This window comes from Peribacillus sp. NPDC058002 (assembly GCF_042886655.1).
GTDB classification, from domain to species: domain Bacteria; phylum Bacillota; class Bacilli; order Bacillales; family DSM-1321; genus Peribacillus; species Peribacillus aracenensis.
In genome coordinates, this window is the sequence record NZ_JBHVQU010000019.1 from 19,242 (window position 1) to 45,805 (window position 26,564).

General features: G+C 41.3%; 24 protein-coding genes. 1 reads left to right on the plus strand and 23 read right to left on the minus strand.

Features of this window, described 5'->3' with window-relative positions:
• Positions 1–44 precede the first annotated feature (44 nt).
• The 14 genes from recA to ACFVSH_RS06300 all read right to left on the minus strand — a co-directional run bounded on the left by recA (position 45) and on the right by ACFVSH_RS06300 (position 14,989).
• Positions 45–1,091: a recombinase RecA gene (gene recA / locus ACFVSH_RS06235; RefSeq protein WP_387600013.1), complete on the minus strand. Its 1,047-nt coding sequence runs from the start codon at positions 1,089–1,091 to the stop codon at positions 45–47.
• Positions 1,092–1,438: 347 nt separating this feature from the next.
• On the minus strand, positions 1,439–2,671 hold the full coding sequence (locus ACFVSH_RS06240) for a competence/damage-inducible protein A (protein ID WP_387705260.1): 1,233 nt from the start codon (positions 2,669–2,671) through the stop codon (positions 1,439–1,441).
• Between the two features lie 22 nt (positions 2,672–2,693).
• Complete coding sequence (pgsA, locus tag ACFVSH_RS06245) at positions 2,694–3,278, minus strand: CDP-diacylglycerol--glycerol-3-phosphate 3-phosphatidyltransferase (protein ID WP_034313524.1); 585 nt, start codon at positions 3,276–3,278, stop codon at positions 2,694–2,696.
• Between the two features lie 168 nt (positions 3,279–3,446).
• Positions 3,447–4,346, minus strand: a complete 900-nt coding sequence (locus tag ACFVSH_RS06250; protein WP_483878282.1) for a RodZ domain-containing protein — start codon at positions 4,344–4,346, stop codon at positions 3,447–3,449.
• A 17-nt stretch (positions 4,347–4,363) separates the two neighbouring features.
• Positions 4,364–5,155, minus strand: coding sequence for a DUF3388 domain-containing protein (locus ACFVSH_RS06255; RefSeq protein WP_034313530.1), 792 nt, complete (start codon positions 5,153–5,155; stop codon positions 4,364–4,366).
• A gap of 241 nt (positions 5,156–5,396) precedes the next feature.
• Positions 5,397–5,654: a DUF3243 domain-containing protein gene (locus tag ACFVSH_RS06260; protein WP_192204079.1), complete on the minus strand. Its 258-nt coding sequence runs from the start codon at positions 5,652–5,654 to the stop codon at positions 5,397–5,399.
• A 79-nt stretch (positions 5,655–5,733) separates the two neighbouring features.
• Positions 5,734–6,459, minus strand: coding sequence for an elongation factor P 5-aminopentanone reductase (ymfI, locus tag ACFVSH_RS06265; protein ID WP_387600001.1), 726 nt, complete (start codon positions 6,457–6,459; stop codon positions 5,734–5,736).
• An 18-nt stretch (positions 6,460–6,477) separates the two neighbouring features.
• Positions 6,478–7,764 carry an EF-P 5-aminopentanol modification-associated protein YfmH gene (gene yfmH, locus ACFVSH_RS06270; RefSeq protein WP_260284298.1) on the minus strand — a complete coding sequence of 429 codons (1,287 nt, stop codon included), beginning with the start codon at positions 7,762–7,764 and terminating at the stop codon, positions 6,478–6,480.
• On the minus strand, positions 7,764–9,044 hold the full coding sequence (gene yfmF / locus ACFVSH_RS06275) for an EF-P 5-aminopentanol modification-associated protein YfmF (protein ID WP_260284297.1): 1,281 nt from the start codon (positions 9,042–9,044) through the stop codon (positions 7,764–7,766). The genes yfmH and yfmF overlap by 1 nt, the downstream gene beginning before the upstream one ends.
• A gap of 211 nt (positions 9,045–9,255) precedes the next feature.
• A complete protein-coding gene (locus ACFVSH_RS06280; protein ID WP_387705264.1) occupies positions 9,256–10,215 on the minus strand; it encodes an ABC transporter permease in 960 nt (319 codons plus the stop codon).
• Positions 10,216–11,259 (minus strand): ABC transporter permease, encoded by a 1,044-nt coding sequence (locus ACFVSH_RS06285; RefSeq protein ID WP_387705266.1) that lies wholly within the window; start codon positions 11,257–11,259, stop codon positions 10,216–10,218.
• A complete protein-coding gene (locus ACFVSH_RS06290; protein ID WP_387705268.1) occupies positions 11,252–12,787 on the minus strand; it encodes an ABC transporter ATP-binding protein in 1,536 nt (511 codons plus the stop codon). Before ACFVSH_RS06290 ends, ACFVSH_RS06285 begins: the two co-directional genes overlap by 8 nt.
• 217 nt (positions 12,788–13,004) lie before the next feature.
• A complete protein-coding gene (locus tag ACFVSH_RS06295) occupies positions 13,005–14,102 on the minus strand; it encodes a BMP family lipoprotein (RefSeq protein ID WP_387705270.1) in 1,098 nt (365 codons plus the stop codon).
• 161 nt (positions 14,103–14,263) lie between these two features.
• Entirely contained in the window at positions 14,264–14,989 is a 726-nt protein-coding gene (locus ACFVSH_RS06300; protein ID WP_192204071.1) for a GntR family transcriptional regulator, read from the minus strand.
• Positions 14,990–15,293: 304 nt separating this feature from the next.
• On the opposite strand from ACFVSH_RS06300, the gene ACFVSH_RS06305 reads away from it, so the two are divergent.
• Entirely contained in the window at positions 15,294–15,593 is a 300-nt protein-coding gene (locus tag ACFVSH_RS06305) for a DUF6509 family protein (RefSeq protein ID WP_387599991.1), read from the plus strand.
• Between the two features lie 28 nt (positions 15,594–15,621).
• On the opposite strand, the gene ACFVSH_RS06310 is transcribed toward ACFVSH_RS06305, so the two are convergent.
• From ACFVSH_RS06310 to dpaA, 9 genes are all read right to left on the minus strand, one after another.
• Positions 15,622–17,952 carry a DNA translocase FtsK gene (locus ACFVSH_RS06310; protein WP_387599988.1) on the minus strand — a complete coding sequence of 777 codons (2,331 nt, stop codon included), beginning with the start codon at positions 17,950–17,952 and terminating at the stop codon, positions 15,622–15,624.
• Between the two features lie 239 nt (positions 17,953–18,191).
• On the minus strand, positions 18,192–18,419 hold the full coding sequence (locus ACFVSH_RS06315) for a YlzJ-like family protein (RefSeq protein ID WP_098370978.1): 228 nt from the start codon (positions 18,417–18,419) through the stop codon (positions 18,192–18,194).
• Positions 18,416–19,165, minus strand: coding sequence for a ClpP family protease (locus tag ACFVSH_RS06320; RefSeq protein ID WP_387599985.1), 750 nt, complete (start codon positions 19,163–19,165; stop codon positions 18,416–18,418). Before ACFVSH_RS06320 ends, ACFVSH_RS06315 begins: the two co-directional genes overlap by 4 nt.
• A 128-nt stretch (positions 19,166–19,293) precedes the next feature.
• Positions 19,294–20,964: a ribonuclease J gene (locus ACFVSH_RS06325; RefSeq protein WP_192204068.1), complete on the minus strand. Its 1,671-nt coding sequence runs from the start codon at positions 20,962–20,964 to the stop codon at positions 19,294–19,296.
• Between the two features lie 284 nt (positions 20,965–21,248).
• A complete protein-coding gene (gene dapA / locus ACFVSH_RS06330) occupies positions 21,249–22,118 on the minus strand; it encodes a 4-hydroxy-tetrahydrodipicolinate synthase (RefSeq protein WP_260284290.1) in 870 nt (289 codons plus the stop codon).
• 47 nt (positions 22,119–22,165) lie between these two features.
• The gene (gene dapG, locus ACFVSH_RS06335) at positions 22,166–23,392 is read right to left on the minus strand and encodes an aspartate kinase (protein ID WP_387705272.1); all 1,227 of its coding nucleotides are present in this window, start codon (positions 23,390–23,392) and stop codon (positions 22,166–22,168) included.
• Positions 23,393–23,496: 104 nt separating this feature from the next.
• The gene (asd, locus tag ACFVSH_RS06340; RefSeq protein WP_098370982.1) at positions 23,497–24,552 is read right to left on the minus strand and encodes an aspartate-semialdehyde dehydrogenase; all 1,056 of its coding nucleotides are present in this window, start codon (positions 24,550–24,552) and stop codon (positions 23,497–23,499) included.
• Positions 24,553–24,765: 213 nt separating this feature from the next.
• Positions 24,766–25,368, minus strand: coding sequence for a dipicolinate synthase subunit B (locus tag ACFVSH_RS06345; protein ID WP_098370983.1), 603 nt, complete (start codon positions 25,366–25,368; stop codon positions 24,766–24,768).
• The gene (gene dpaA / locus ACFVSH_RS06350; RefSeq protein WP_387705274.1) at positions 25,365–26,267 is read right to left on the minus strand and encodes a dipicolinic acid synthetase subunit A; all 903 of its coding nucleotides are present in this window, start codon (positions 26,265–26,267) and stop codon (positions 25,365–25,367) included. The genes ACFVSH_RS06345 and dpaA overlap by 4 nt, the downstream gene beginning before the upstream one ends.
• Positions 26,268–26,564 lie beyond the last annotated feature (297 nt).

Here is a 26,564-nt window from a genome sequence, read left to right on the forward strand (position 1 = left end):
GAAAAGGCCTAAGCAAACGGAGCTTAGGCCTTTTCCAAATATCATTAATCAAGCAGTTCAAAATGCTCTTCTGGTTCATTTTCTTCTGGCGGTAATTCATGCTCTCCATCGAGATTATAGTGATCTCTGATTTTCCGAGAAATTTCCTGAGCGATATCCTGATTTTCTTTCAAGAACAGCTTCGCATTTTCGCGACCTTGTCCGACACGCTCTTCATTGTATGAATACCACGAGCCGCTTTTAAGGACGATATCAAGATCAGCACCCATATCGATGATTTCACCTTCCTGTGAAATCCCTTGACCGTACATGATGTCAACTTCTGCTTGACGGAATGGTGGGGCAACCTTGTTTTTTACAACTTTGATTTTCGTTTTATTACCGACGATTTCATTACCTTGTTTTAATTGTTCCGCACGGCGCACTTCCAGACGAACAGTTGAATAGAACTTCAATGCCCGGCCACCAGGAGTCGTTTCCGGATTCCCAAACATAACACCGATTTTTTCACGGACTTGGTTAATGAAAATGGCAATGGTATTTGATTTATTAATGGAACCAGACAGTTTTCTAAGTGCCTGAGACATCATCCGGGCTTGAAGACCCATATGGGAATCTCCCATTTCGCCTTCGATTTCAGCTTTAGGAACAAGTGCTGCCACCGAGTCAATGACAATGATATCCACCGCTCCACTTCGAACTAACGCTTCAGCGATCTCTAAGGCTTGTTCACCCGTATCAGGCTGTGAAAGCAGTAACTCATCGATATTCACACCAAGTTTTTCTGAATATGCTGGATCTAAAGCATGCTCGGCATCAATGAATGCAGCCGTGCCGCCAGTCTTTTGTACCTCTGCAATAGCATGTAATGCAACAGTCGTTTTACCGGAGCTTTCAGGTCCATATATCTCAATGACCCGGCCTCTTGGATATCCTCCCACTCCCAATGCTACGTCCAATGCTAATGAACCGCTTGAAATCGTTGAAATCCTACGATCAGACTGTTCCCCAAGTTTCATAATAGAACCTTTACCAAATTGTTTTTCAATTTGTTTTAACGCCATATCTAAAGCCGCTTGACGATCACTCACTCAATTTCCTCCTCTATATTCAAATAATCGGCTGTCCGATTAAAGGTGTACTTACGTTAGCAATTATTTGAGATCAAGGTTTGTACCCTGTCTCAAAACCTATCTTTACTATATACTCTTTTTACTATTTTGCCAAGCAAAAAGTCGAACATTCATTCGTTTTTTTCTTTCGGGATATTCTTTGTGAAAAAGCGTTTTATCTAAAGGAAATCTCCATTTCGTTTCACTTACTCCCTAAAAAAAACAATTTCATTGAATTAACTTTTTTCTTTTTTCCCTATTTTTCAAGAAACAAACTTCTAAAACCAAATAAAAAGCAGAGCTGTAAAAAGCTCTGCTTATAGCGTTTATAAATCCCTTAATAGGTAATGACAGCCGTATTTCACACTCCGAATACGGTTTTGTGCCCTGCTTCCTGAAAGATTCAACTCCCTGAAATGAGTGTTTCCATCCCGATAGGAAATGCCGATAAATACTGTACCTACAGGCTTGCCTTCTTGTTCATCCGGCCCTGCAACGCCCGTAAAGCTTATGCCTACATCCGCATCGAGCTTGTTCCGGACATTAGAGGCCATTTCCATAGCACACTCACCGCTGACCACTCCATACTCGGATATGGTATCATCACTGACGCCGAGGACATTAGCCTTCGCATCATTCGTATAGCAGACAATTCCGCCTTTGAAAACTTTACCGGCGCCTGGGATGGTTGTCAGCTGTTCTTGGAACATCCCTCCGGTCAAGCTTTCAGCTGCCGCAATTGAAAGCTTGCGGATCGTTAATTCTTTTACAAGTTCCTTTATTAGCGAAGTATTATCACTTCCATAATGGAACTTGCCGACCCTGCTAAGAATTTCTTTTTCCGCTTCCAAAATAAGCTCTTCGCATTTTTCTTTAGATGAGTCTTTAGCGGTGATCCTTAACGTCACTTCCCCTTCGGCTGCCAGCGGGGCAATTGTCGGATTCGTTTGATTGACAAGGAGATCTTCAATCACCGTTTCCAGTTCGGCTTCACCTATACCGTAGAACCGAAGAACCTTGGAATCGATCCGTTCATGCTTTTCCAATTTATTCATGATCTTTTCATAACCATAACTTAAAAACATCGGCTCCATTTCACTTGGCGGCCCAGGTAGAAGCATATATGTAATCCCAGATTTGGACAAGACCATTCCCGGTGCCATCCCATGATCGTTTGCCAACACTTCACTGCCTTCTAAGACGAGGGCCTGCTTTTTGTTGTTTTCCGTCATCGGACGTTCCCTTTTTTGGAAGTAGGCTTCAATGGATTGCAATGCTTCATCATTAAAAACGAGCTTTTTCCCTATATGGCGAGCAATCGTTTCTTTCGTTAAATCATCTTTGGTTGGACCAAGTCCACCGGTAAAGACAATCAAATTTGCCCTTGATTCAGCGATTTCTATAGCTTGTTGTAAACGGCGGTCGTTATCCCCGACCACAGTATGGTAAAAAACGTTGATCCCCATTTCCGCAAACTGCTGCGATAAGAATCTTCCATTAGTGTTATTGATTTGCCCTAAAAGAAGCTCTGAGCCCACTGCAATGATTTCTGCATCCATCTTTTCAAAACCACCATTCGTTTTACTTTGAATTAACAAATACTTCTTTGTTTTTTATAAAATAATCCAAACCTGACCAGATTGTAAAGATTAATGCAATCCATAATGCGATATTAGCAAAAGGAAGTGAAATGAGGGCAAATGGAAGGTTATGCAGCAATAAAGCCGATATAGAAACAATTTGTGCCCATGTTTTAATTTTTCCAAGCTGGTTCGCTGCAACCACTTCCCCCGTACCCGCTAACACCAAACGTAATCCGGTGACCGCAAACTCACGACTTATGATCACGATGGCAATCCAAGATTGACCGTACATTAAATCTAGATCAACCAAAACGATTAAGGCAGCCGAAACCAGAAGTTTATCAGCCAATGGATCTAAAAATTTCCCTAAATCAGTAATCATATTATACTTTCTGGCAAAATGGCCATCGATCCAATCCGTAGTGGAAGCGATAATAAAGAGGATGGCTCCAGCCAGATGCGCCACTGGCAAACTGTATTCTCCCCAAGTTAGTGTCCCCCATGAAAAAGGAACGAGCATGATGATTAAAAATACTGGTATTAAACAGATTCTTGCTACTGTAATCTTATTAGGCAGATTCAAAACTTTTACCTCCAAAATTTACGCGTGCCATTTGGGCAATGCGTCTTAGACTAAAATAATGCTTATATGTATAACTTATCTCAAAATCCAATCTTATATGCCGGGTAAACCATTTACTGCAGCCTTACTATTGTATATATAGAGCAAAAATAGTCATCTATAAGATGACTATTCGGCTTTCGTAAATTGTATCGTAACCAATTGCGTATTCACTTCAGTCGGTGAAATGGAATACTCCAGCTTCTCATCATTCACATAAATCTCAGTTTCATATGCCCTGCCTATATTGATGACAGCTTCTTTCTCATTGGTGAAATCAATTTCCTGGCTCTTGTCCTTGTCGATAGTGCCCTGGAAAAGTAACTTACCTTCACCATTTTTTATGCCTACCCATGGTGAGCCTTTGGAGGTCACCTTTAATTTAAAGGTATCGGTATTTTTTAATTCATACGTACTATTTTTACCGCTGGAACTGGTGACGGCAAGGTTTTGCTCTTTCTTTTCATCCTTGACAACTGCATCATCTTCATTCTTCTTATCAGATGAATCTGATTTTTCTTCATTCTGTTTTTGGTCTGCATTCTCTTCTTCTTTGTTAAACTCTTCACTTTTATTGTATCCCACGGCATCGCTCTGTTTTGGGTCCTTTTTGCCATCGTTATCCGGATTACTCATATAATGCAATACAAGCACCCAAATCAATACGGCCACACCAATGACTAAAACGGCAGCCAAAATCTTCGGTAACATTTCTACAACTTTTGAATTTCCTGCCGGTATGGTTTTCCGGGATTGGACCCTTGAAAGCTGTTCTGGCAATTCCTCGCTATAGACCGATGGTATCTCACTCTTATATTGTTCGAAAATCTCTTCTGAATCCAGTCCGACCGCTTCACAATATTGCTTTATGAATGCCCGTACATAGAACTTCCCAGGCATCATGCTGTAATTTCCCTCTTCAATGCCAATGAGGTAACGCTTTTGAATCTTAGTTAATTCCTGCAAATCATCCAAGCTAAGACCTTTGGCTTCCCTAGCTTCCTTTAATCGAATACCTAACTCAGTCAAATAAAACACCTGCCATTTTAAAAGTCAAAGGAACCAAAATCCGACCCCGAAAACTGGTCTTTTTGGTCGACAACTTCATATGTTATTTCTTCTTCAGGATTGTTTCGCAATTCAATAATATAATCAAAGTCTTCAAGAGTATACTCCGTATTTTGGACAAAAACATCCGGATGTTCGATTACTTTGACAGCATCAAGCCTCATAATTTCGCGAATCAACTGCCAATGACGCTCATTTGCACGGCGAGTTGAAACAATCCCATCTAAAATGAACAAATTATCATTATTATATTCATCCTCAATTAGCTGACTGCGGATAGTCTGCTTTAAAAGGGTCGATGACACAAACAACCATCGCTTATTAGCACATACACTCGAGGCTACGATAGATTCCGTTTTCCCGACACGTGGCATCCCTCGTATCCCAATCAATTTATGACCTTCCTGTTTAAATAGCTCGGCCAGGAAATCGACAAGCAAGCCTAGTTCATCACGAACAAACCTAAAAGTGTTTTTCTCATCAGCATCGCGCTGAATATAACGTCCATGCCTGACTGCCAGGCGATCACGCAATTTAGGTTCCCTGAGCTTAATGACCTTTATCGTATCCATCGTACGGAGGATTGACTCGAACCTTTCTATATTACGGCTGTCTTTCGCCAACAAAAGTAACCCCCGCCTGCCTTCATCGACCCCGTTGATGGTGATGATATTAATGGAAAGCATACCCAGAAGGGATGATATATCCCCTAATAAACCAGGACGGTTGACTTGAATTTCATATTCAAAATACCATTCTTTATTATCCACGATAACACTCCTTAAGCCTAAAAGTCTTTACCCTCTCAGGGGCAAAAAACTCATCCATCGGAAATTTCAAGGTCTGAACACTTTAATAGTAATTGTCTAGCTTCTATAATATAGCATTTCGTGATAAGTTAAAAGGAAAAACCCTAGAAAAATATTCATTTTTATATAAGGGGATAAATAGACATCCACTTCAATCCAAAAGGCCCTGTTATTTAATAACAGGGCCTTTTGGATTGATATTTTACTTCGTTCCATTGTTCTCGACTAACCTGACCATGACGCTTGCCATGGCATGCTTTTCTTGATCGTTTGCGACCGACCAAAGATCAGCAAGCACTTTTTCTTGATCATTCTGGGGCTCAACCTGATTAGCCAGGTAATCACCGATTTCGAAAGCCAAGTTGTTAACAGCACTTTCTGACAAACCTTGTTGTTCACCTTGATTTAATCTGTCGCCTAAGAAATTTTTCCATTGATCCCAATTGTCCAGTACAGACATGAATGGTCACCCTTTCCTTCAAAATAGTACATAGATATTTTGTGAAGGAACCGAGAAAATTATACATGTCTAAAAAAAATCATGTGTACCATCCGCCATTTACGCCTAAGATTTGCCCGGTTATATATGACGACTTGTCGGAAAGCAAATAGTATACGGCCTCTGCGACTTCTTTGGAATGCCCCATCCTGCCCATCGGAATATCGCCTTTGATGATTTCCAGGTCTTCCGCACTGAATGATTCGAGCATGGAAGTGGAAATCGCACCGGGGGCAACGGCATTCACCCGGATTCCATTGAGCGATACCTCTTTGCTAAGCGCCTTGATAAAAGCATTTTGACTGCCCTTGACCATAGAATATAACACTTCACAAGATGCACCTGTCTGCCCCCAAATCGATGTGACCGCAACGATGGCAGCCTGTTCTTGGTACATGAGCTTTGGAAGCAGTTCCTTTGTTAAATGGAATGGGCTCGTTACATGCAGTTGGACCATTTCATTAACGATTGTCTCATCCATGTCCGATATAAGCCCATAATAGCTATTGCCACTATTAAGGACGATTGCATGGAGGGCAAAAATATTTTCCGCCAATTTCTTGTATCCATCCGCTGCAGCCAAATCCGCTTGAACCGGAATAAGTTCGACTTGATGAGGCTTCAGCTCTTCAATCAGTTCAAGTATCGCTTCTTCATTGCTGTTATAATGTAAATAAAGTGAGTAATTCTCCTCGGCGAGCTTTATAGCTATTTCCCTGCCGATTCCTCCGCTGGCTCCAGTAATAAGGGCAAAACGTTTCCCCACATTCCCGCCCCCTTTATATTATTTAGGAAGTACCTGGCAGACAGTCATCCGTTGATCGGATATTAAGTCCTTGGCGACCTCCCTGATATCTTCAATCGTTAGTTTTTCCAATACCGATACAACATCGAACAAGTTCATATCATTGAATGCATATCTGGTGAATTGATTCGCTATATATTCCGGCGAATTCAGGGAGCGAAGGAAAGAACCGATTTTTTTCTTGATTGTCCTTTGCAGGCTTTCTTCATTCAGGCCAGTTCCGGCTTTTGATTTTTGCAGGATACCAAATAAAGACTCCCTCAACTCATCAGGTTTGGCACTGTCCCCGCCAATTAACGCAAACCCAAAACCTTGTTCCTGTGTATAATCATAAGAGAAGGTTTGATCGATCAACCCTTCCTCATATAGCTCCTCATGCAAAGGTGAACTCTTGCCAAATAGCATTTCCAAATATATATTGGTCGCCAATTCCCTTTTCAAAAGCTGTAAACCGGATTGGTGCACATTGATGGCCTTGATGCCCAGCATCACTTTTGGTGTCTGGACATTCATTCTTAAGACTTCCTTATCCTTGGCAACGACTTCCGGCTCTTCGTCAAATTTGCGTTCCACTGCAGGTTGTTCGTTGTACCCTTTATTATTTTGATTATCCCTAATCAGTTTCATGGTGCTTTCGACATCTACCGGTCCTACAACGAATAGGAGCATGTTGCTAGGATGGTAAAAAGTATTATAACATTCGTAAAGCATATCCTTCGTAATATCCGCAATAGATTCCACAGTTCCGGCAATATCGATTTTCACTGGGTGTTGATGATACATATTGGCTATCGTCCCGAAATATAATCGCCAGTCTGAATTATCATCATACATATTGATTTCCTGCCCAATGATTCCTTTTTCCTTCTCTACCGTCTTTTCCGAAAAGTAAGGTTCCTGGACAAAGTCAATTAAGGTAGTTAGATTCCTATCGAAATCGGACGTACTGGAAAATAAATAGGCTGTACGGGTAAAAGAAGTAAAAGCATTTGCGGATGCTCCCTGCTTTGAAAATTGCTGAAAAACATCACCATCTTCCTTTTCAAATAGCTTATGTTCAAGGAAATGGGCGATCCCATCAGGTACTTTAGAGAATTCCGTTCCATTCAATGGTTTAAAATGGTTGTCAATTGAACCATAATTAGTCGTGAAAGTCGCAAATGATTTATTGAACCCACTTTTCGGAAGTATATATACTTCTAGACCATTATCCATTTTTTCATGGAAAAGTTCTTCTTTCAATTGAGTGAATGCTATTTTTTCCATTACCCTTGCACCTCCGCTTCCGTTAGGAAATAAATCGTATCAAGCTGAATTTTTTGACCGACTGCAATGATTTCTTCCTTTGTCGTCCGCTCTGTTTTTGCAAACCAATCGTCGAGCGATATATCCTGCCCGGAAACCACATTATGATATAAAATTTCCACAAGACCTCTCGAAACGTCAATGGTTTCAAGGAGTTGGTTCTTAACGACCGCCTTTGTCTGTGCCAGTTCCTCTTCGGAAAAGTTCCCTTGCTTCATTTCCTTCATTTGTGCATGGATGATATCCAATGCCTGCTTGTAGTTGGCATTCTCAATGCCCGCCATGACCATTAAAAGTCCTTTATGACTTTCGAGCCTTGAAGCTGCATAATAAGCAAGGCTGGCTTTCTCCCTGACATTAATGAAAAGTTTCGAATGTGAAAAGCCACCAAAAATCCCATTGAATAGCTGAAGAGCATAATAATCCGGATCACCGTATGCAACTTGGGTTCGATAACCGATATTCAATTTACCTTGTTTCACATCCGAATTTTCGATGATTTCTTTTTCCTTCTCCACTACCTTGCCCGGCTTCCTCTGCAGTCTTACAGGCACTCGTTCTTGCAACGATACATACTTGTCAGCTAAAGCCTCCACTTCCGATTCATCGATGTCACCGATTACATATAAATCGATTTCATCCTCCGTCAGCACTTTTTTATAATAGGCGTAAAGGGATTCCGGAGTTATCGTTTCCAAGTCTTGAAGATTGCCGCTCGCTTCTAGAGCATATGGTTCGTTTTTGCACATTTCCTCTACAAGGCGTGTAGCTGAGTATCGCATCTTGTCATCGGAAATGGATTGAATCCGCTGTTTTAAAGAACGGATTTCATTGGAAACCGTTTTAGAGTCAAAGGCTTCGCCGTTCTTCTTCGGATTAAAGATCACTTCTGATAATAACCCAAAAGCCTTTTCGAGAAGCGGGGTGGAATCACTAAGGAACTTTTCATTGACGATATCGATCGTAAAACTTATGATTTGATATTCTCCTTTTTTAGCAACATCGACATAAAACCCTGCTCCATATAAATCATCAAGATAAGATTGAAGCTCGGGTGTTGTAGGGTATTTACTTGTATTGCTTTGTAACACATATGGCAGTAATGCACGATATGTAACGTCCTCTTTTGTCAACGGGGCCTTCATCTTCAGCACGAGAGTATTCGTTTTATATTTATCCGTCTGGACCACATGAAGCTTGTAGCCGCTTTTTTCCGTAATTGTATCGGAAGCAATAGACATGAATAATCCTCCTCATTATATAAATCACCTTTATTAGCTTATTGTTTGTAGATTGGAACCCTTTTAAACATCTACTTAAAATATACATGTGAAAGGAAAAATCATGCAAGTTACAGCTACTTTTTTTGGTATTTCACCAGCCTCAGCATCACTTATGGCTCAATCTCAAAAGAAAAAACCGGCCAGCAAAGTTTGCTGACCGGTTAAATACTTATCTTTTCCCTTTGATGTATGGCTGTCCGGATGCTTTCGGAGCATCTGCACGTCCAATGAAACCAGTTAGTGCGATGATCGTCAAGATATATGGCATAACTAATAAGAAAACGGATGGTATGTCTTTTATGAAAGGCAGATTGGATCCAACAATACTTAAACTTTGTGCCAAACCAAAGAATAAGGCAGCTCCCATGGCTCCAAGTGGATTCCATTTACCAAAGATCATTGCGGCAATGGCCATGAAACCTTGCCCATTTATTGTCGTATGACTGAAATCATTCGCAAATAAAGTCGCATGGATTGCTCCTCCGATACCAGCAAAAGCTCCTGAAAGAAGGACAGCTTGGTAACGAATCTTCGTTACATTTATGCCCATCGTATCCGAAGCCATCGGATGTTCCCCTACAGCCCGAAGACGAAGTCCGAATGGAGTTTTAAAAATGATATACCAAACGATAATGGCTACGATAATGGCAAGATATGCAATATAGTATCCATTTGAGAAGAAGATTGGACCAATAAAAGGTATATCACTTAACATGGGAATATCTATCCTCGGGAAAGTCTCGGTAATTATATCCGTCTGCCCTTTATCATAAATCTTCTTTACTAGAAATAATGTGAGTCCAACTGCCAATAAGTTAATGGCAACCCCACTTACCGTTTGATCTGCTCGGAATGTTATCGATGCCACTGCATGAAGAGCTGAAAATAGCAAGGAAGCAATCATGGCGACAACAACGGATACCCACGGTGTCCAGACTCCAAATACGTCTGCATACATTAAGTTAAAAACGATTCCTGTGAAAGCCCCAATTACCATTAACCCTTCTAACCCTATATTGATAACACCAGATCGTTCAGAAAACACACCACCAAGCGAAGTGAAAATTAGCGGAGCAGCGTAAGCAATCATGGACGGAATGATGATTTGTAATACTTGATAAAAGTCCACTTATTTCGCCCCCTTCTTAAAGCGTTGCACAATCCAACGAATAAAATAACTTGATGCAACAAAGAATATGATTAATGCTATGACAATATCAACAATTTCACTTGGAATCCCGGTCTCCAATGGCATATTGATTGCCCCTGCTTTAAGTCCACCGAACAAGAAAGCAGCTAACACGACCCCAATCGCTGAGTTTCCTCCTAGTAAGGCAACCGCAATCCCGTCAAAGCCGATTCCTGTGAACCCACCTTTTATTGCCGCATAGCCGAAAGTGCCTAAGCCTTCCATAGCTCCAGCAAGCCCTGCAAACGCACCAGAAATAACCATAGATAGAATAATATTTTTGTTAACGCTCATACCGGAATATTCCGAAGCCTGCTGATTAAATCCAACAGCTTTCAATTCGAAACCGGTTTTTGTTTTTTCCAAGATGAGCCACATGATGAATACGCAAATGATCGCTATAAAGATTCCCCAGTGAAGACGGGAGAAGTCTGTTAAACTCTCAAAAAGTGGAGAACGAAGAGATGCTGTTTCAGCAATCCGTTCAGTTTTGTCTTGGTTATCAGAAATAACATTTTGTATTAAATAATTGGTTACATATAAAGCAGTGTAATTAAGCATGATTGATACAATTACTTCGTGCACACGGAATTTAGCTTTCAAATACCCAGGAATAAAAGCCCATAGAGACCCAGCTACAGCACCAGCAAGCACTGCTAATGGTAAGTGAATGATCTTAGGAAGATCAAAAGCTACACCGACCCAAACCGCTGCAAGCCAACCTACAATTAATTGACCCTCTACTCCAATATTGAACAATCCGGTCCTAAAGGCGAAGGCAACGGCTAAGCCAGCAAGAATATAAGGAATGATCGTCCTTAAGGTTTCTCCAGCATAGTAGGAATCACCTAGGATTCCCTCTAACATTGCTCCATAACCTTTAACCGGGTTATATCCACTGATCAACATGATAATGGCACCGGCGAGCAATCCGAGTATGACAGCAAATAATGGACTCGTTAATTTATAAAAGTATTTAGACATTCTCTCTTTCACCTGCTTCCGAACACTTACTTCCAGCCATTAACAATCCCAATTCCTGTTCTGTTGTTTCTTTAGGATCAACTATTGCAACGATTTCCCCTTCATAAATAACTGCAATTCGATCACTGACATTCATTATTTCATCTAATTCAAAAGATATGAGAAGCACCGCTTTTCCTGCATCACGCTGTTCAATCAATCGACGGTGGATGAACTCGATTGCACCCACATCCAATCCCCGTGTGGGCTGTGCTGCAATTAATAAATCAGGATTCCGGTCGACTTCACGACCGATAATTGCCTTTTGCTGATTTCCGCCTGATAGTGCCCGGGCCGGTGTATATTCATTAGGGGTCCTGACATCATATTCTTTTAGGATAGTACGAGCTTTTTCGAATATTTTTCTCGAATGTAAAATCCCTCCAGTTGAAAAAGGCTCTTGATAATAAGTTTGTAGCACGATATTTTCACCTATGCTGAAATCCAGGACAAGACCATGTTTATGGCGGTCTTCCGGTATATGTCCTACTCCAGATTCGGTGATTTTACGTGGTTTCATATTTTGTATTTGTTTTCCGTTTAATTTTATAGTACCTGAAGCCACTTTCTTCAATCCTGTAAGTGCCTCGATAAGTTCAGATTGTCCGTTCCCATCCACTCCGGCAATTCCGATAATTTCACCGGCACGTACAGATAGGTCAAGGTTATGAACAGCTGAAACACCACGGGAATCCTTCACTTCCAGGTTCTTCACTTCTAAAACGACTTCTTGCGGAATTGCTACCGATTTATCTGTTTTAAAAACTACATCCCGTCCAACCATTAAACTGGCTAGTTCATCAGGATTTGTATCCTTTACGTTCACTGTACCTATACCTTTGCCTTTTCTAATAACCGTGACCCGGTCGCAAACTTCCATAATTTCTTTTAACTTATGTGTAATCAGGATAATCGATTTTCCTTCTTTAATAAGAGCTTTCATAATCGTTATTAATTCTTTTATTTCCTGGGGTGTCAAAACCGCAGTAGGTTCATCGAAAATCAGAATTTCAGCACCACGGTACAAAGTTTTCAAAATCTCTACTCTTTGTTGCATCCCCACCGATATATCTGCAATTTTCGCATCTGGATCTACGCTTAAATGATATCGTTCAGAAAGTTCCCTTACCTCTTCACTCGCTCCCTTTACATTAACTTTCCCATATTTCGATGGTTCTTTTCCAAGAATGATATTTTCGGTAACTGTAAATGGATCAACCAGCATAAAATGCTGATGCACCATCCCAATTCCGAGGTCATTGGCAACATTCGGGCTTGTAATCTGAACAATCTGCTCATTTACTCGGATTTCGCCCTGTTCCGGTTGATATAATCCGAAAAGCACATTCATAAGCGTGGATTTACCAGCTCCATTTTCACCTAACAATGCGTGAATTTCCCCTTTTTTCACTTGAAGGGTTATATTATCATTTGCAATAATACCAGGAAATTCTTTGCGGATATTGAGCATCTCAATTACATGTTCCACGTATAATCAACTCCTATAAAAATGAGGATTCTGATACCTAACTAGGAGATATTGATAGATTCCTAATAGTTCTCATTAATTGGTTTTCTTTTATAAAAAACCAAATGAAAAACTACAAATTCTTTCATAGTCTTTCATTCGGCTTTTTCTTCAGAATGAAAGAGGATTTGAAGACCTTTGACAGGCCTTCTCCTCTCCTTATCATGTTATTCTTGAATTATTTAAATCCTAATTCCTTCAACTCTTTTTCTGTTCCAGGTGTTTTTTGTTCACCAGATTTAATTTTTTCAACATATTCTTCTACCGCTTTTAATGATTCCTTGGTTACATTTTCTTGAGATTCCGAAATCATAATTCCGTTTTCTTCAAGACCATATTCAATTGTTTCTCCACCAGGGAAGTTACCCTCTTTTGTCTTTTTCGCTAAATCTTGAACTGCTACATCCACACGTTTTACCATGGAAGTCAAAGTGACATTGTAGTCCTTGCCATCCACTTTCAATGCGCCTTCTTCTTTTTGGTCACGGTCTACCCCGATAACCCAAATGTCTTTTTTAGGATCTTTTTTCTTCAATTCCTTCGCAGATGTGAAGACGCCGTTTCCAGTTCCGCCAGCTGCTTGGTAAATGATATCAATTCCTGATGAATACATGTTGTTTGCCATTTGTTGTCCTTTTGCCGCATCACCAAACGATCCTGCATACTGTGCTGTAATTTTTGCATCAGGATTAACAGAGAGAACACCAGCTTTAAAGCCTACCTCAAATTTCTTAATTAGTTCAGAATCCACACCACCAATGAAGCCTACTTTATCCGATTTTGTCTGCAAGCCAGCAATAACTCCTACTAGGAATGACCCTTGCTGCTCTTTGAAAACGATGCTTGCTACATTATCTTGTTTAACAACGCTATCAACGATTGCAAATTGAGATTTAGGCCGCTGTGTTGCTACTTCATCAACAGATTCGGCTAATGCATAGCCAATAGCATAGATAAGATTGTAATCTTCTTTAACAAGAGTATTTAGGTTGGTCGTATACTCAGAATCTGATTTTGACTGAAGGTAATTAAAGCCGTCTTTTCCTTTTTCCAATCCATTGTCTTTTCCAAAAGCCTGAAGGCCTTCCCAAGCAGATTGGTTGAAGGATTTGTCATCGATACCACCAATATCGGTTACCATCGATACCGTGAAGTTATCTTTGTTTTTCCCATTTGAAGATTCTTTATCATCATTCTCTGAATTACCACATGCCCCAAGTAGCGTACCGGCTGCAAGAACAAGTGAAAGAGCTAGTCCTAATTTGCGCTTTTTCAATTTTTATCCCCCTAATTTACATAGTTTTTTGAGCAGGAATGTTCTGAAAAGTCATTTATGTTTGCGTTTTCACTTCTCGTTAATTTTTTTTGCTTATGTTTGATTTGAATTTTACTGAATCAAAACAAACGCTTGCATTCACCCGTATGCAGAGTCAACACCTACACACGTTTACGAAGAACATGAAAGCTGAACATATTGGCTTTAAAGTAGTTAACAGAATACAGGATAGGCTGGTCCCAGTCATCCAGATGCATCTGCTTTAAAACGAGTAGTGCGGCTTCTGGAGAGCATTTAAGGATAGGAGAAACTTTCTCATGATATCCAATAGGCTCAATCTCCGCTACGGCATGCGTAATTTTCCGATGCGCATCTCTTTCCAAAATATCAAAAAGAGATTCATCATTCCGGTCAAAATTTTCTGATAGTATAGATTCAGGAATTTTGTCAATGCAGTAGACAACTGGCTCCCCATTCGCTGTCCTTACTCGCTCGATGATGACGATGCGTTCATCTGTTGAACATGAAAACCTGCGTATATCCTCTTCTGTAGGTTCTTGGGCCGTCGAGCTTAAGAAAATCGTACCCGGTTTCATTCCTGCCTCTTCAATCATGTTCGTGACACTTTTTAATTGCTCGATACCTGAAGTGAACCGAGGTTTCGGATTGACGAAAGTCCCAACTCCATGGCGGCGAATGATGATGTTTTCTTCTTCTAAAATTCGCAGCGCTTCTCGAAGTGTCGCCCTACTCACTCCCAATTTTTTTGCAAGATCGAATTCTGAAGGGAATTTTTCATTTTCCTGATAGACTCCTGCTTCAATATCCTGCTTCAGGTAATCAATGACCTGCAAATATAAATGTCGACTATCTGATTTTATTGACATACAGTTTCCCCCAGCTAATTTCTTAAGACATCAGACCTCTGATGTTGAATCATTCCTACTAATCGAAAATAATATAACATTTTTTTTGATATAAATAAATAGTGTTTTACTATTTACTTTAAAAGAATTTAGGAGAAATTACCCTTACATGTGTCTTTCAATCTAGATAAGGCCGCGGAATTTGTACGATTATTCTCCTAAATCGGATAAATTCATTTTAAAAACGCAAAATGAATGCCGCTCTGTTCAAGATGATGTTTTCCTGTATAATAGGATTTATCTTCTTTGAAGGGATGTACACAAGATGTTAAAGATTACAGAATACACGATTGAAAAATTGAATGATCCATTTGGTATTTTGTCCGGGGAACGTTACGAGTTGTTCTTGGATATTGAAGTGCCTGAAGAGGATGAGCTCTTTTCAGAAAATGGTTTATATATCAGGGTGCTTTTTGTTGTGGAAGAACAAATAGGCAAATTGATTAAATATGATATTTTTGAAAAAGGGAACGAAGGCGCACTCGAATTCGATTTAGAAGATGATGAAGAAGCGATGATTACCGACTTCTGCCTTAAACATTTGGACGAGGCGATGAATAATTAAAAAACCGGGCTGCAGCCCGGTTTTTTAATTATGATGAATGTGCTTCATCCTGTTCATCTTTAGTAACCAATACATTTCGTGGTTTACTGCCTTCATAGGGACCGACAATTCCCCTTGCTTCCATTTCATCGATCAATCTTGCTGCCCGGGTATAGCCAATCCGGAAACGGCGCTGCAGCATGGAGACAGATGCAGTCTGCATTTCTACGATCAAGGACACCGCATCCCCGTATAAATTATCTTCGACTTCACCATTAGAAGTTTCTGCAATTTCATCCGGTATCATCTCTTCGTTATATTGTGCTTTTTGCTGTGAAATGACATATGTGACAACTTCCTCGACTTCATTGTCGGATAAAAAGGCCCCTTGAACGCGAACCGGTTTTGATGCTCCTGCAGGCAGGAAGAGCATGTCACCCCGTCCTAACAGTTTTTCGGCTCCGCCCATGTCGAGAATCGTTCTTGAATCGGTCATGGATGAGACACTAAAAGCGATCCGAGATGGGATGTTCGCTTTAATGACCCCTGTAATTACATCTACGGATGGCCGCTGAGTGGCAATTATCAAGTGGATGCCCGCGGCACGTGCCATTTGTGCAAGCCGTGTGATGGCATCCTCTACATCATTTGAGGCGACCATCATCAAATCCGCCAGCTCATCGACAATCACAACGATATAAGGCAAGAGCGGTTGTTTGGCATCTTCTTCAATGTTATACCGGTTAATATAATCATTGTAGCCTTCAATATTACGGGTACCGGAATGAGAAAATAGCTCGTAGCGCCTTTCCATTTCACTGACCACTTTTTGCAAAGCCTGTGCAGCTTTCTTTGGATTGGTCACTACAGGCGCGAGTAAGTGAGGGATTCCATTATATACATTCAACTCCACCATTTTTGGATCGATCATCATCATTTTCACTTCATGCGGTTTAGCGCGCATCAGAATACTCGTGATAATCCCGTTGATACAAACGGATTTCCCGCTGCCGGTGGCACCAGCAACTAGTAAATGCGGCATTTTATTAAGCTCCGCCTTAACCGCTTCACCAGAAATATTCCGTCCTAAGCCTATTTGCAGTTTTGCGTCAGGCTTGTCAACTTCTTTGGCCTCTAAAACTTCCCTTAATGACACCATTGCCACTTCAGAGTTGGGCACTTCTATTCCGATAGCCGATTTCCCGGGAATCGGAGCTTCGATCCTAATATCCTTTGCGGCAAGTGCAAGAGCCAAGTCATCGGATAGGCTGACAATTTTACTTACCTTCACCCCTACATCCGGATGGACTTCATATTTGGTTACGGCTGGGCCTAAATGAACTTGAGTGACCCTCGCTTTCACTCCAAAGCTATGAAAGGTGCGCTCAAGTTTTGCCGCATTCTCATGAATCAATTGGTACTCTCCGCTTTGGTCCGTTTTTTTGGGCTGCACTAACAAAGAAAGAGGGGGTAAAAGATATTCTTTATTCTCCACTTCCGTAAAATTCATAGGCGGAACGGCGTCATCCTGTTCCTCTGCACTTTCGGCTGCAGGTTCCGTAACTACTGGAGTTATTTCGTTTTCGTCGCTATAGGCTTTATCAGCAAAGCTGGAAATGATCCGTTCGGTCGCCAGTTGCTGTGTTTCCTCTTCTTGATGAAGGGGCTGATCGGTTTCCTCCACCGGATCGGTTTCCCGTTTCTTCTTTTTCACGGGATTCTTTTTCTTTTCTTTTTTGTCGTCATTCCACGTTTTCATATCATCTCTGAAAGCAGACCATTGCTTTTTGAAAAAGACGCCAAGACCCCTGAAAAACTTCCCGAGGGTTTCACCTAACGTTTTCCCGGTCAATAGGACGGCACCTACAATGATAAAAAGGAATGAAACGATTTTCGATCCAGCTTCGTCGAATAAAAAGTATGAGGCTGCAAATAATATCGCTCCAATCATACCGCCCCCGAGGTCCTTTGTGCTGGCCTTTCCGGTCACTTCCATCCAGAATAGTTCCCATGTATTCGAAATGACACTTGGCTTCGTAAACGGCCCTCCATCTGCAAGCATGTTAAACAGTGTCACATGACTTAGCAGGAGCATGCTCGCGACAAGAAAATACATCCCGACGAATTGCCGTTTTAACAGGTAAGGGACCTCCCTCTTTATCATCAAATAGAAGCCAGCTGCAATTGCTCCCAACAAAAAGAGGATATACCATTCCCCCATGAAGAAGCGGATCAAAAAGACCGTCCCGTTTCCCACAGCTCCAAGCTTGGCAATGGCAATGATGGCCAAACCTATTATGGTTAGGCCGATCAATTCATATTTAAGCGTTAGTTTTAATTTCTCTGTACTATTCTTTTTTCTGCGTTTCTTTTTTGCCATAATATCACCTGATTCTTCATGAAACTATTCTAACTTTCCTATTCAACATCACTACATGATTTCCCTTCTAGAAACAAACGTTCGCTCCCTGATTATATCAAATATATTTGTACCTGTCCTTGATATATATACCATTTATTATTTAGACGAACATTTTGCCCACATAATGAATAAAGCAGCCAAGCGGCTGCTGATTTTCATTCCAGTATATCATAATTTACCTCAGTTAGTCGTTTTTACTAATGATTCATCTGTTCGAACACATTTATGACAGCCCCCGGCTGGATGTGTACATTCATATAATCTTCAGGATCCGTGCTTACAATTCGATCAATGCGAAACGTGCGGCCTCCGTCATGTTCAACCATTACATGTACACCATTATAGATCATTTCTATTAAATTTGCCGTCTTTTCATGGTGATGAGGGAAAATTATTTCTTCAGGAACGATCGTATAAAGCGTCATTGCAGAAGCCCCTCCTCTTCCCCGGCAATTTTTGGCCTTCTTTCTTCCATGAAGCTATTTAGTTTTCTCATGGCCTGGCCTACTCCTCCTACATCATCGATCATACCGATTTCAACTGCCTCGGCCCCGATTACATTCGTGCCGATATCCCTGGTTAAATTTCCTTTAGCAAACATTAAATCCTTAAAACTTTCTTCCGATACGTTAGAGTGCCGTGTAACAAATTTAATGACTCTTTCCTGCATTTTATCCAAGTATTCAAAGGTTTGAGGCACGCCAATGACTAGCCCTGTCAAACGAATGGGATGAATCGTCATCGTTGCTGTTTCTGCTATATAGCTATGGTCACACGAAACCGCAATCGGCACACCGATTGAGTGACCTCCCCCAAGTACAATCGAGACGGAAGGCTTTGAAAGGGAGGCCAGCATTTCTGCGATGGCTAGTCCCGCTTCGACATCTCCTCCGACTGTATTTAAAATTACAAGCAGCCCCTCTATATTGGGATTTTGTTCAATTGCCACAATTTGCGGAATAACATGTTCATATTTGGTCGTTTTATTTTGAGGCGGCAGCTGCATATGTCCTTCAATTTGTCCAATGATCGTCAAACAATGGATTTTTGAGTCCTGAGATAGTTGCGGAACATTAGTAGCCCCCAGCTGCTGGATCTTTTCGATTAAAGTTGAATTCTTACCTTCCTGTTTGCCTTCATTTTCATTTGGTAATGGTGCATTATTATCCACTATGCCAACCCCTTTCTCTTAAGCCTATAGCTTTATTATGTCTCGAGTCTCGGACTTCATTCTTCAAGATATAAGAGGTTTGACACAGAAAAAAGAACCCCTGACTGTTTAAACCAGGGGTTCCTTACTTAATATTCCATGATTATAGGTAAAATCATTGGGCGGCGTTTCGTTTTCTCATAGAAGAATTGGTTTAACGCATCACGCATTTCCTGCTTCAGCGTGGACCAATCAAAGGGTTGGCGCGACCCATTTTTCTTTACGATCTCACTTACTATTTCAGTTGCTTCCCCAATCATTTTTTCAGATTCGCGAACATATACGAAGCCCCTTGAAATGATTTCAGGTCCTGCTGCAATGCTTTTATCCTGACGGTTCAACGTGACCACTACAATCAAAATGCCATCCTGGGATAACAAGCGACGATCACGAAGAACGATATTACCCACATCTCCAACACCACTGCCATCTATCAGGATATTTCCTGCAGAGACTTTGCCGGAAAGACCCATTTTATTGCCCTTTAGTTCGATGACATCACCTTTTTCGGCAATGATGATGTTTTCACGTTCAATTCCCGCAGCAACCCCAACTTTTTGATGGGCATATAAATGGCGGTATTCCCCATGTACAGGGATCAAGAATTTAGGATTCATCAAATTGATCATCATTTTAAGTTCTTCCTGGCTTCCATGCCCTGTTACGTGCACTTTGTATTTATTTGCAGATACCACTTCAGCACCTACCCTGTAAAGCAAATCGACGGTTTTGGATAAAATAAGTTCGCCGCCCTGTAGGGGTGATGCACTGATCAAAACTGTGTCCCCCTTTTTGATCGTCACCTGCTTGTGGGTCTGTTTTGCCATTTTTTGCAGTGCCGCTATGGGCTCCCCTTGATGACCTGTCGATAACACGACGATTTCACGGTCGTCATACTGGCGAATTTCATTAATCGGGATTATCAGCTCTTCTTCGACCTTTAAGTAGCCAAGGTTCAAGGCTGTTTCATAAACGCGTTGCAGGCTTTTTCCTACAACTGCCACTTTTCTGCGACTTGCAGCCGCTGCATTGAAAACATGTTGAATCCGGTTAATGTTCGAAGCGAAGCACGCTACGATGATCCTTCCGGAGGCTGCATGAAAAACCTCTGTAATATCTTTGGCCACAACTGCTTCTGATGTCGTATAACCTGGCCTCTCGGCACCGGTACTATCCGAAAGCAAGCATAGGACACCTTCTTCACCGATACCAGCCATTTTACCGATTTCCGGTTTATATAAATCAGTTGCTGCTTGATCGAATTTGAAATCCCCAGTATAAACGATTGCACCTTCACGAGTGTGGATCACGACTCCGACGGAATCGGGAATACTATGGTTTGTCCGGAAAAAGGACACAGCCGCTTGAGGGAAACTTAAAAGAGAATCCGAATCGATTTCAGTGAATGTTGCCCTGCCGTTAAAGCCATCTTCCTTTAATTTCGTTTTAATTAAAGCCAGTGTAAGCTTTGTTCCATAAACAGGTGCCGGTAAATATTTTAAGACATAAGCAAGTGCTCCCATATGGTCTTCATGACCATGGGTAATGAATATCCCCTGCACCCTTTCCTTATTATCCATCAAATAAGAAATATCAGGGATGACCGCATCGATTCCGAGCATTTCGTCTTCTGGCAGCATTAACCCTGCATCAAGAAGATAGATGTCCTCGTTCACCTCAACGACGTACATATTTTTACCAAGTTCCCCTTGTCCTCCAAGAGAAATGACTTTTATTCCATTATTTTTATCTTTACCCAATCGAATATCCTCCTTAAAAATTCCCGTTCATAATTTCCCAATGAATTCATTATAACCGATGTTCAAAAAACATGACAACACTTACCATTTTCAGAGGGACATTTTCATATAATTCAAAAAAAACAACCTATTATGTAAGAGATCCTTTGTACTTTTATCCAGTTTCGATCGATAATAAAAAAATTCAAATATTTTCATCTCGAAATCGGAAAGGATATCCCATTCATTTACATATTTATGTAAAAACAAGCCAATCTTCAACGATCAGCTTGTTCCGTGTCTTTTTATTTATTTAATACCTTTGTTAATGCAAGGCGCTCCTGTTCCGTCAATGGCACGATTGGAAGTCTCACCGAGCCAACGTCTATTCCATTTAACTGAAGCGCTGTTTTGACAGGTGCAGGGCTTGGCGCTGCAAACAAACCTTTTATAAGCGGTAACAGTTCCTGGTGCAGCCTCGCTGCCTCTTTCAAATTCCCACTGATGAAGGCCTCCACTATTTTCTGCAACTCATTACCGGCAATATGCGAAGCAACCGAAACTACACCCACACCACCAATAGCCAATACTGGGAGTGTTAATGCGTCGTCCCCACTATATAACGCAAATTCTTCATCCGTGCCGGCTATGATTTGGGTCATAGCGTTTAAATCCCCGCTCGCTTCTTTAACGGCTACGATATTAGGAATTTTTGAAAGGCGGATGATCGTTTCCGGTTCAATGTTAATCGAAGCGCGCCCAGGGATATTATATACCATAACAGGGAGAGTCGTACTAGCAGCAATAGCCTTAAAATGCTGGTATAGACCTTCTTGATTCGTTTTACTATAATACGGGGCCACCAGCATTATCGCATCGGCGCCATTTTGTTCCGCTTTTTTTGTCAACTCGATGGAAGCATACGTATTGTTGCTTCCTGTCCCCATGATGATGGGCACACGTTTTTCTACAACCTTAGAAACATGACGCAATAACGCAATTTTCTCCTCCGAAGATAAAGTTGGAGATTCCCCTGTCGTTCCCGAAAGCACAAGCGAATCGGTTCCATTCTTTAATAAATAATTAACCAATGAAGTCGTCTTTTGAAAATCGACATTTCCCTTGCCATCGAAAGGGGTGACCATTGCGGTTGATACTCTACCAAATATCATAATCTAACACCTCTTTAATTTTTAAAACCTTTATTCATTAAAAAGCCAAATCATTGGACTTCCCTTTCATGCAATTGAAATGCATAGTGCAGGGAATTAACAGCTTCTATTAAATCTTCCTCTTTCACAAGTACCCAAATTGTCGTATGGCTATCCGCAGACTGGAGAATGGCAATTTCCTTTTCGGAAAGCGCTGTGACAATCTTCGCTGCAACGCCTGGCACTCCATTTATACCTGCACCGACTACTGAAACCTTGGCACAATTTCTTTCAATGACCGGTTCATGACCAAGCTCGGCCAAAATCGAGAGGGCATGTTCTGTCATCTCTTCCGAAACGGTATACACTACGCCGCTTGGATATATATTTATAAAGTCCACTGAAATAGAGGCATTGGCCATTGCTTTGAAAACTTCTGCCTGCAGATTATATTGATCTTTTTTCGCACGTACCTTGATTTGAGTGATTTTTGGTACATGGGCAATCCCGGTCACGAGCCTTTCACGTATGTCACTGCCCTGGCTTCCCTTGTTCATGCTTGTAACAAGGGTCCCCAAACCTTCACTGTATGTTGACCTTATCCGAATCGGGACTTTCGCCTGCATTGCAATTTCAACAGCTCGCGGATGAATGACCTTCGCCCCTTGATATGCCATATTGCAAACTTCCGTATATGAAACGATTAATAATGGACGAGCTTGATCGGCAATACGTGGATCTGCCGTCATAATTCCTTCCACATCCGTAAAAATATCGACCCGTTCAGCTTGCAATGCTGCACCTAATGCAGCGGCAGAAGTATCACTTCCACCACGGCCGATGGTCGTGATGTCCCCGTTTTTAGCCGCTCCCTGGAATCCTGCAACAACGACTACATCCTTCACCTCAAGTTCCTTCATGAGACGGTCGCATTTCATTTCGATAATTTTCGCACTTGAATAGTCGGTATTCGTCAAGAATCCCGCTTGAGCTCCAGTATAAGCAACCGCATCAATACCATGTTCCAAGAGCATGTTCGTGAATATGACAGATGATATCGTTTCTCCAACTGACATAAGTAAATCCTGTTCCCGTTTTGAAAGGCTGGCTTTCGCTCCATTTACTAGAGAAAGTAAGGTATCCGTTGCATAAGGATCGCCTTTTCTTCCCATTGCTGAAACCACAACCACCACTTTATAGCCTTCTTTAATCGCATTTTCAATATGCCCCTTGGCAAATAAACGGCTTTCCTCATCGCGAACGGATGTCCCACCGTACTTCTGGACGATAATTTTCATAATATGCACCCCAAATATAAGCCAGCTTCCCAAACCGGGAAGCTGACAAAAACTCTCTATCCTATTGGAATTTAATTTTTTATCTAGTTATTAAAAATAAATTATTACTTAACGGTAACCAAACCTAATTTTAAAAGGCTCTCAGCAATTTGAACGGAATTCCAAGCTGCTCCTTTTAATAGATTATCGGAAACCACCCATAAATGGAAGCCTTTATCTTCATCCAAATCTTTGCGAATCCGACCGACGAATACATCATTCTTGCCGACGGATGAAGCAGGCGTAGGGTAAACTTGTTGCTCGGGTTCATCTTCTAGCACTATTCCAGGTGCCGTTTTCATTAAATCCTTGATTTGAGAAGCCGCTATGCCTTCTTTTTCAACTTCAATGTATACAGATTCCGAATGACCTGTTACAACAGGAAGTCTCACACAAGTTGCAGCCACTGGAAGGTCTTGCATATGCATGATTTTCTTTGTTTCATTAATCATTTTCATCTCTTCGAATGTGTACCCGTTATCTTGGAATTTATCGATTTGGGGAATGACGTTAAATGCGATTTGATAATGCTTTTCGTCCCCTTTTACCGGTAAAATCTTCGGATCTATTTCTTTTTCATCAAGCAAGTCGCGAGCCTGTTCCTTTAATTCATTTATCGCTGCTGCACCTGCACCCGAGACAGCCTGATAGGTTGAAACAACAATTTTTGATAAGCCGTATGTCTTGCGGATCGGTTCTAATGCCACAACCATTTGGATAGTTGAACAATTCGGGTTTGCAATGATCCCATTATGCTGTTTCAAGTCTTCTTCATTTACTTCAGGAACGACTAGCGGAACATTTTCATCCATGCGGAATGCGCTCGTATTATCCACTACTATCGCACCGCGTTTCACTGCTTCTGGAGCCAATTCCTTAGACACGCTTCCTCCAGCACTGAATAAAGCGATATCTATGCCTTCAAAGCTTTCAGGTTTTGCTTCCTGCACTTCGATTTCCTCGCCCTTAAACGTAAGTTTGATTCCAGCGGAACGAGCCGATGATAAAAAGATGATTTTCTTTATCGGTAAGTCCCTTTGTTCGAGTGTTGAAATCATTTGTTGTCCTACCGCTCCAGTTGCTCCCACAACTGCAATACGCAATCCCTGTGTCTCAGTCATTTATCCATACTCCTTTTCTATCTCTTAAATTAATTATTTACTGGATTTACTGCTTCTTGTTCAGAATATCATTTATTTTATCACATTAACATTCCAAAGGGTCGCACTTTAACAAAATATTCTGGTAGTGGAGTGGTTTTTCATAACTTCAACCTACAAATTTATGCATATATGTTAGTCGTTAGAATGCGGGATGGAGGCAGAAATACTTGTTCAGACTAAATCATCCTTGAACCTTTCGACGATGACAGGTTGAATCTGTTCCCTTTCCAGTGCAGCTATGATCGTATCCCTTATCATGCTCATTCTTGCAACCATGGAACTTGGTTTGCCTGTGGGATTATCCTGGCCATATGGAACGAAATAAATATCTTTTGCTGCCATCAGCCTCATTAGATTGACACCATTTAACCCAAGTGCATCATTCGTTGAAATCGCGACCACGACCGGACGGTGATTTCTCATCGTCGCTTTTGCCGCCATAAGTACTGGCGAATCGGTAAGAGCATTTGCCATCTTACTCATTGAGTTACCCGTTAAAGGAGCGATCACCATGCAATCAAGTGGCAATTTAGGTCCTAAAGGCTCTGCTTTGACGATTGTATCAACGACATGATTCCCCGTCAATTTTTCTATTCTTTCGACCCAATCCTCGCCCTTTCCAAAACGGGTTTCCGTGTTTTGAACTGTCGATGTTACGATGGGAATGACTTCCGCCCCTTCATCTACAAGTTTTTCTATTTCCGGGAACACTTCATCATATGTGCAATGTGATCCTGTTAATCCGAAACCAATCCGTTTACCTTTGAGACTCATATCTTTTTCCCCTTCCTTTTCGTGAACTCGCCTTGTATCAATAGTCCCAGTGCATTCGCTAATATCTGACCAGCTGTTTTCGGGGCAACTATTCCCGGCAGGCTTGGTGCCAATAGCGCCTTAATTCCCCTTTTTTCAGCGTAACGAAAATCAGTCCCCCCCGGTTTTGAAGCAAGGTCGATGATTAATGTATGAACGGGCATTTTAGCTATAACTTGTGCGGTAATTATCGGAAAAGGAATCGTATTGATACATATATCAACATTTTTCATTTCAGCAGCAAGATCATTTAAATGAAAAGGGGCTAATGCCATTTCACTGATCCTCGCAATATCTTCGCTTTTTCTTGCCCCCACCTTCACTTTTGCTCCCAGTGCCTGGAATGACCGGGCTACACTCATACCGACCCTTCCCAGTCCGAGAACGGCTACATTCGATCCATGGATCGTAAAATCCGTATGTTGAATGGCCATCATGATCGTACCCTCAACAGTTGGAATCGAATTATAAATAGCCACATCATCACGTTCGAACAATAGTACAAGTTTGCGATCCACTTTCTTGAATATCCCATCGAGGTAATCGTTACTGATTCCTGCATAAAAAGTGCAATGTGCCGGGGTCTTTTTTATCATTTCTTCAGTTAAAACAACTTCTTCACTGGAAAAAATCGTTTCTACTTTCCCATTTGAATCGGTGCCCCGGACAGGTAGGATAACTGAATCTATTTCCTTGAAATTTATATCCTCCATTTTTTCCTTAACCGCTCCGGTAAAAGCATGGTCGAGCTGTTCAAAACCTACCAATAATAGCTTTGCATCAAGCTCTGTCAGTTTACGGACAACTTCAAGCTGACGCGCATCTCCACCAATTACAGCGATTTGCATGCCTGTGAGCATTAAAACCGTCACCTTCTTTATATAAAAGATCCTAAACATTCCTTGCCCTGTGATACAATCCCTTCAGTAAACAATTCGTTTTTTGCTACAATCTCTAGTTACCCTGCCATCTTATGTTTTTAGTTAAAAAACGGTGATAAGAAATCAAAAAACGCCTTAGCTATTGCCAGCTAAGGCGTTTTCGGATTGCATTTCGTGAAATTCCAAGGAGTAGGCGCGAGCATCATCATCCATCCATTTGCTCTCCGTCTTTATTTGAAAGTCCTTCTTGAAAATCAATGATGACCATATCCGCAC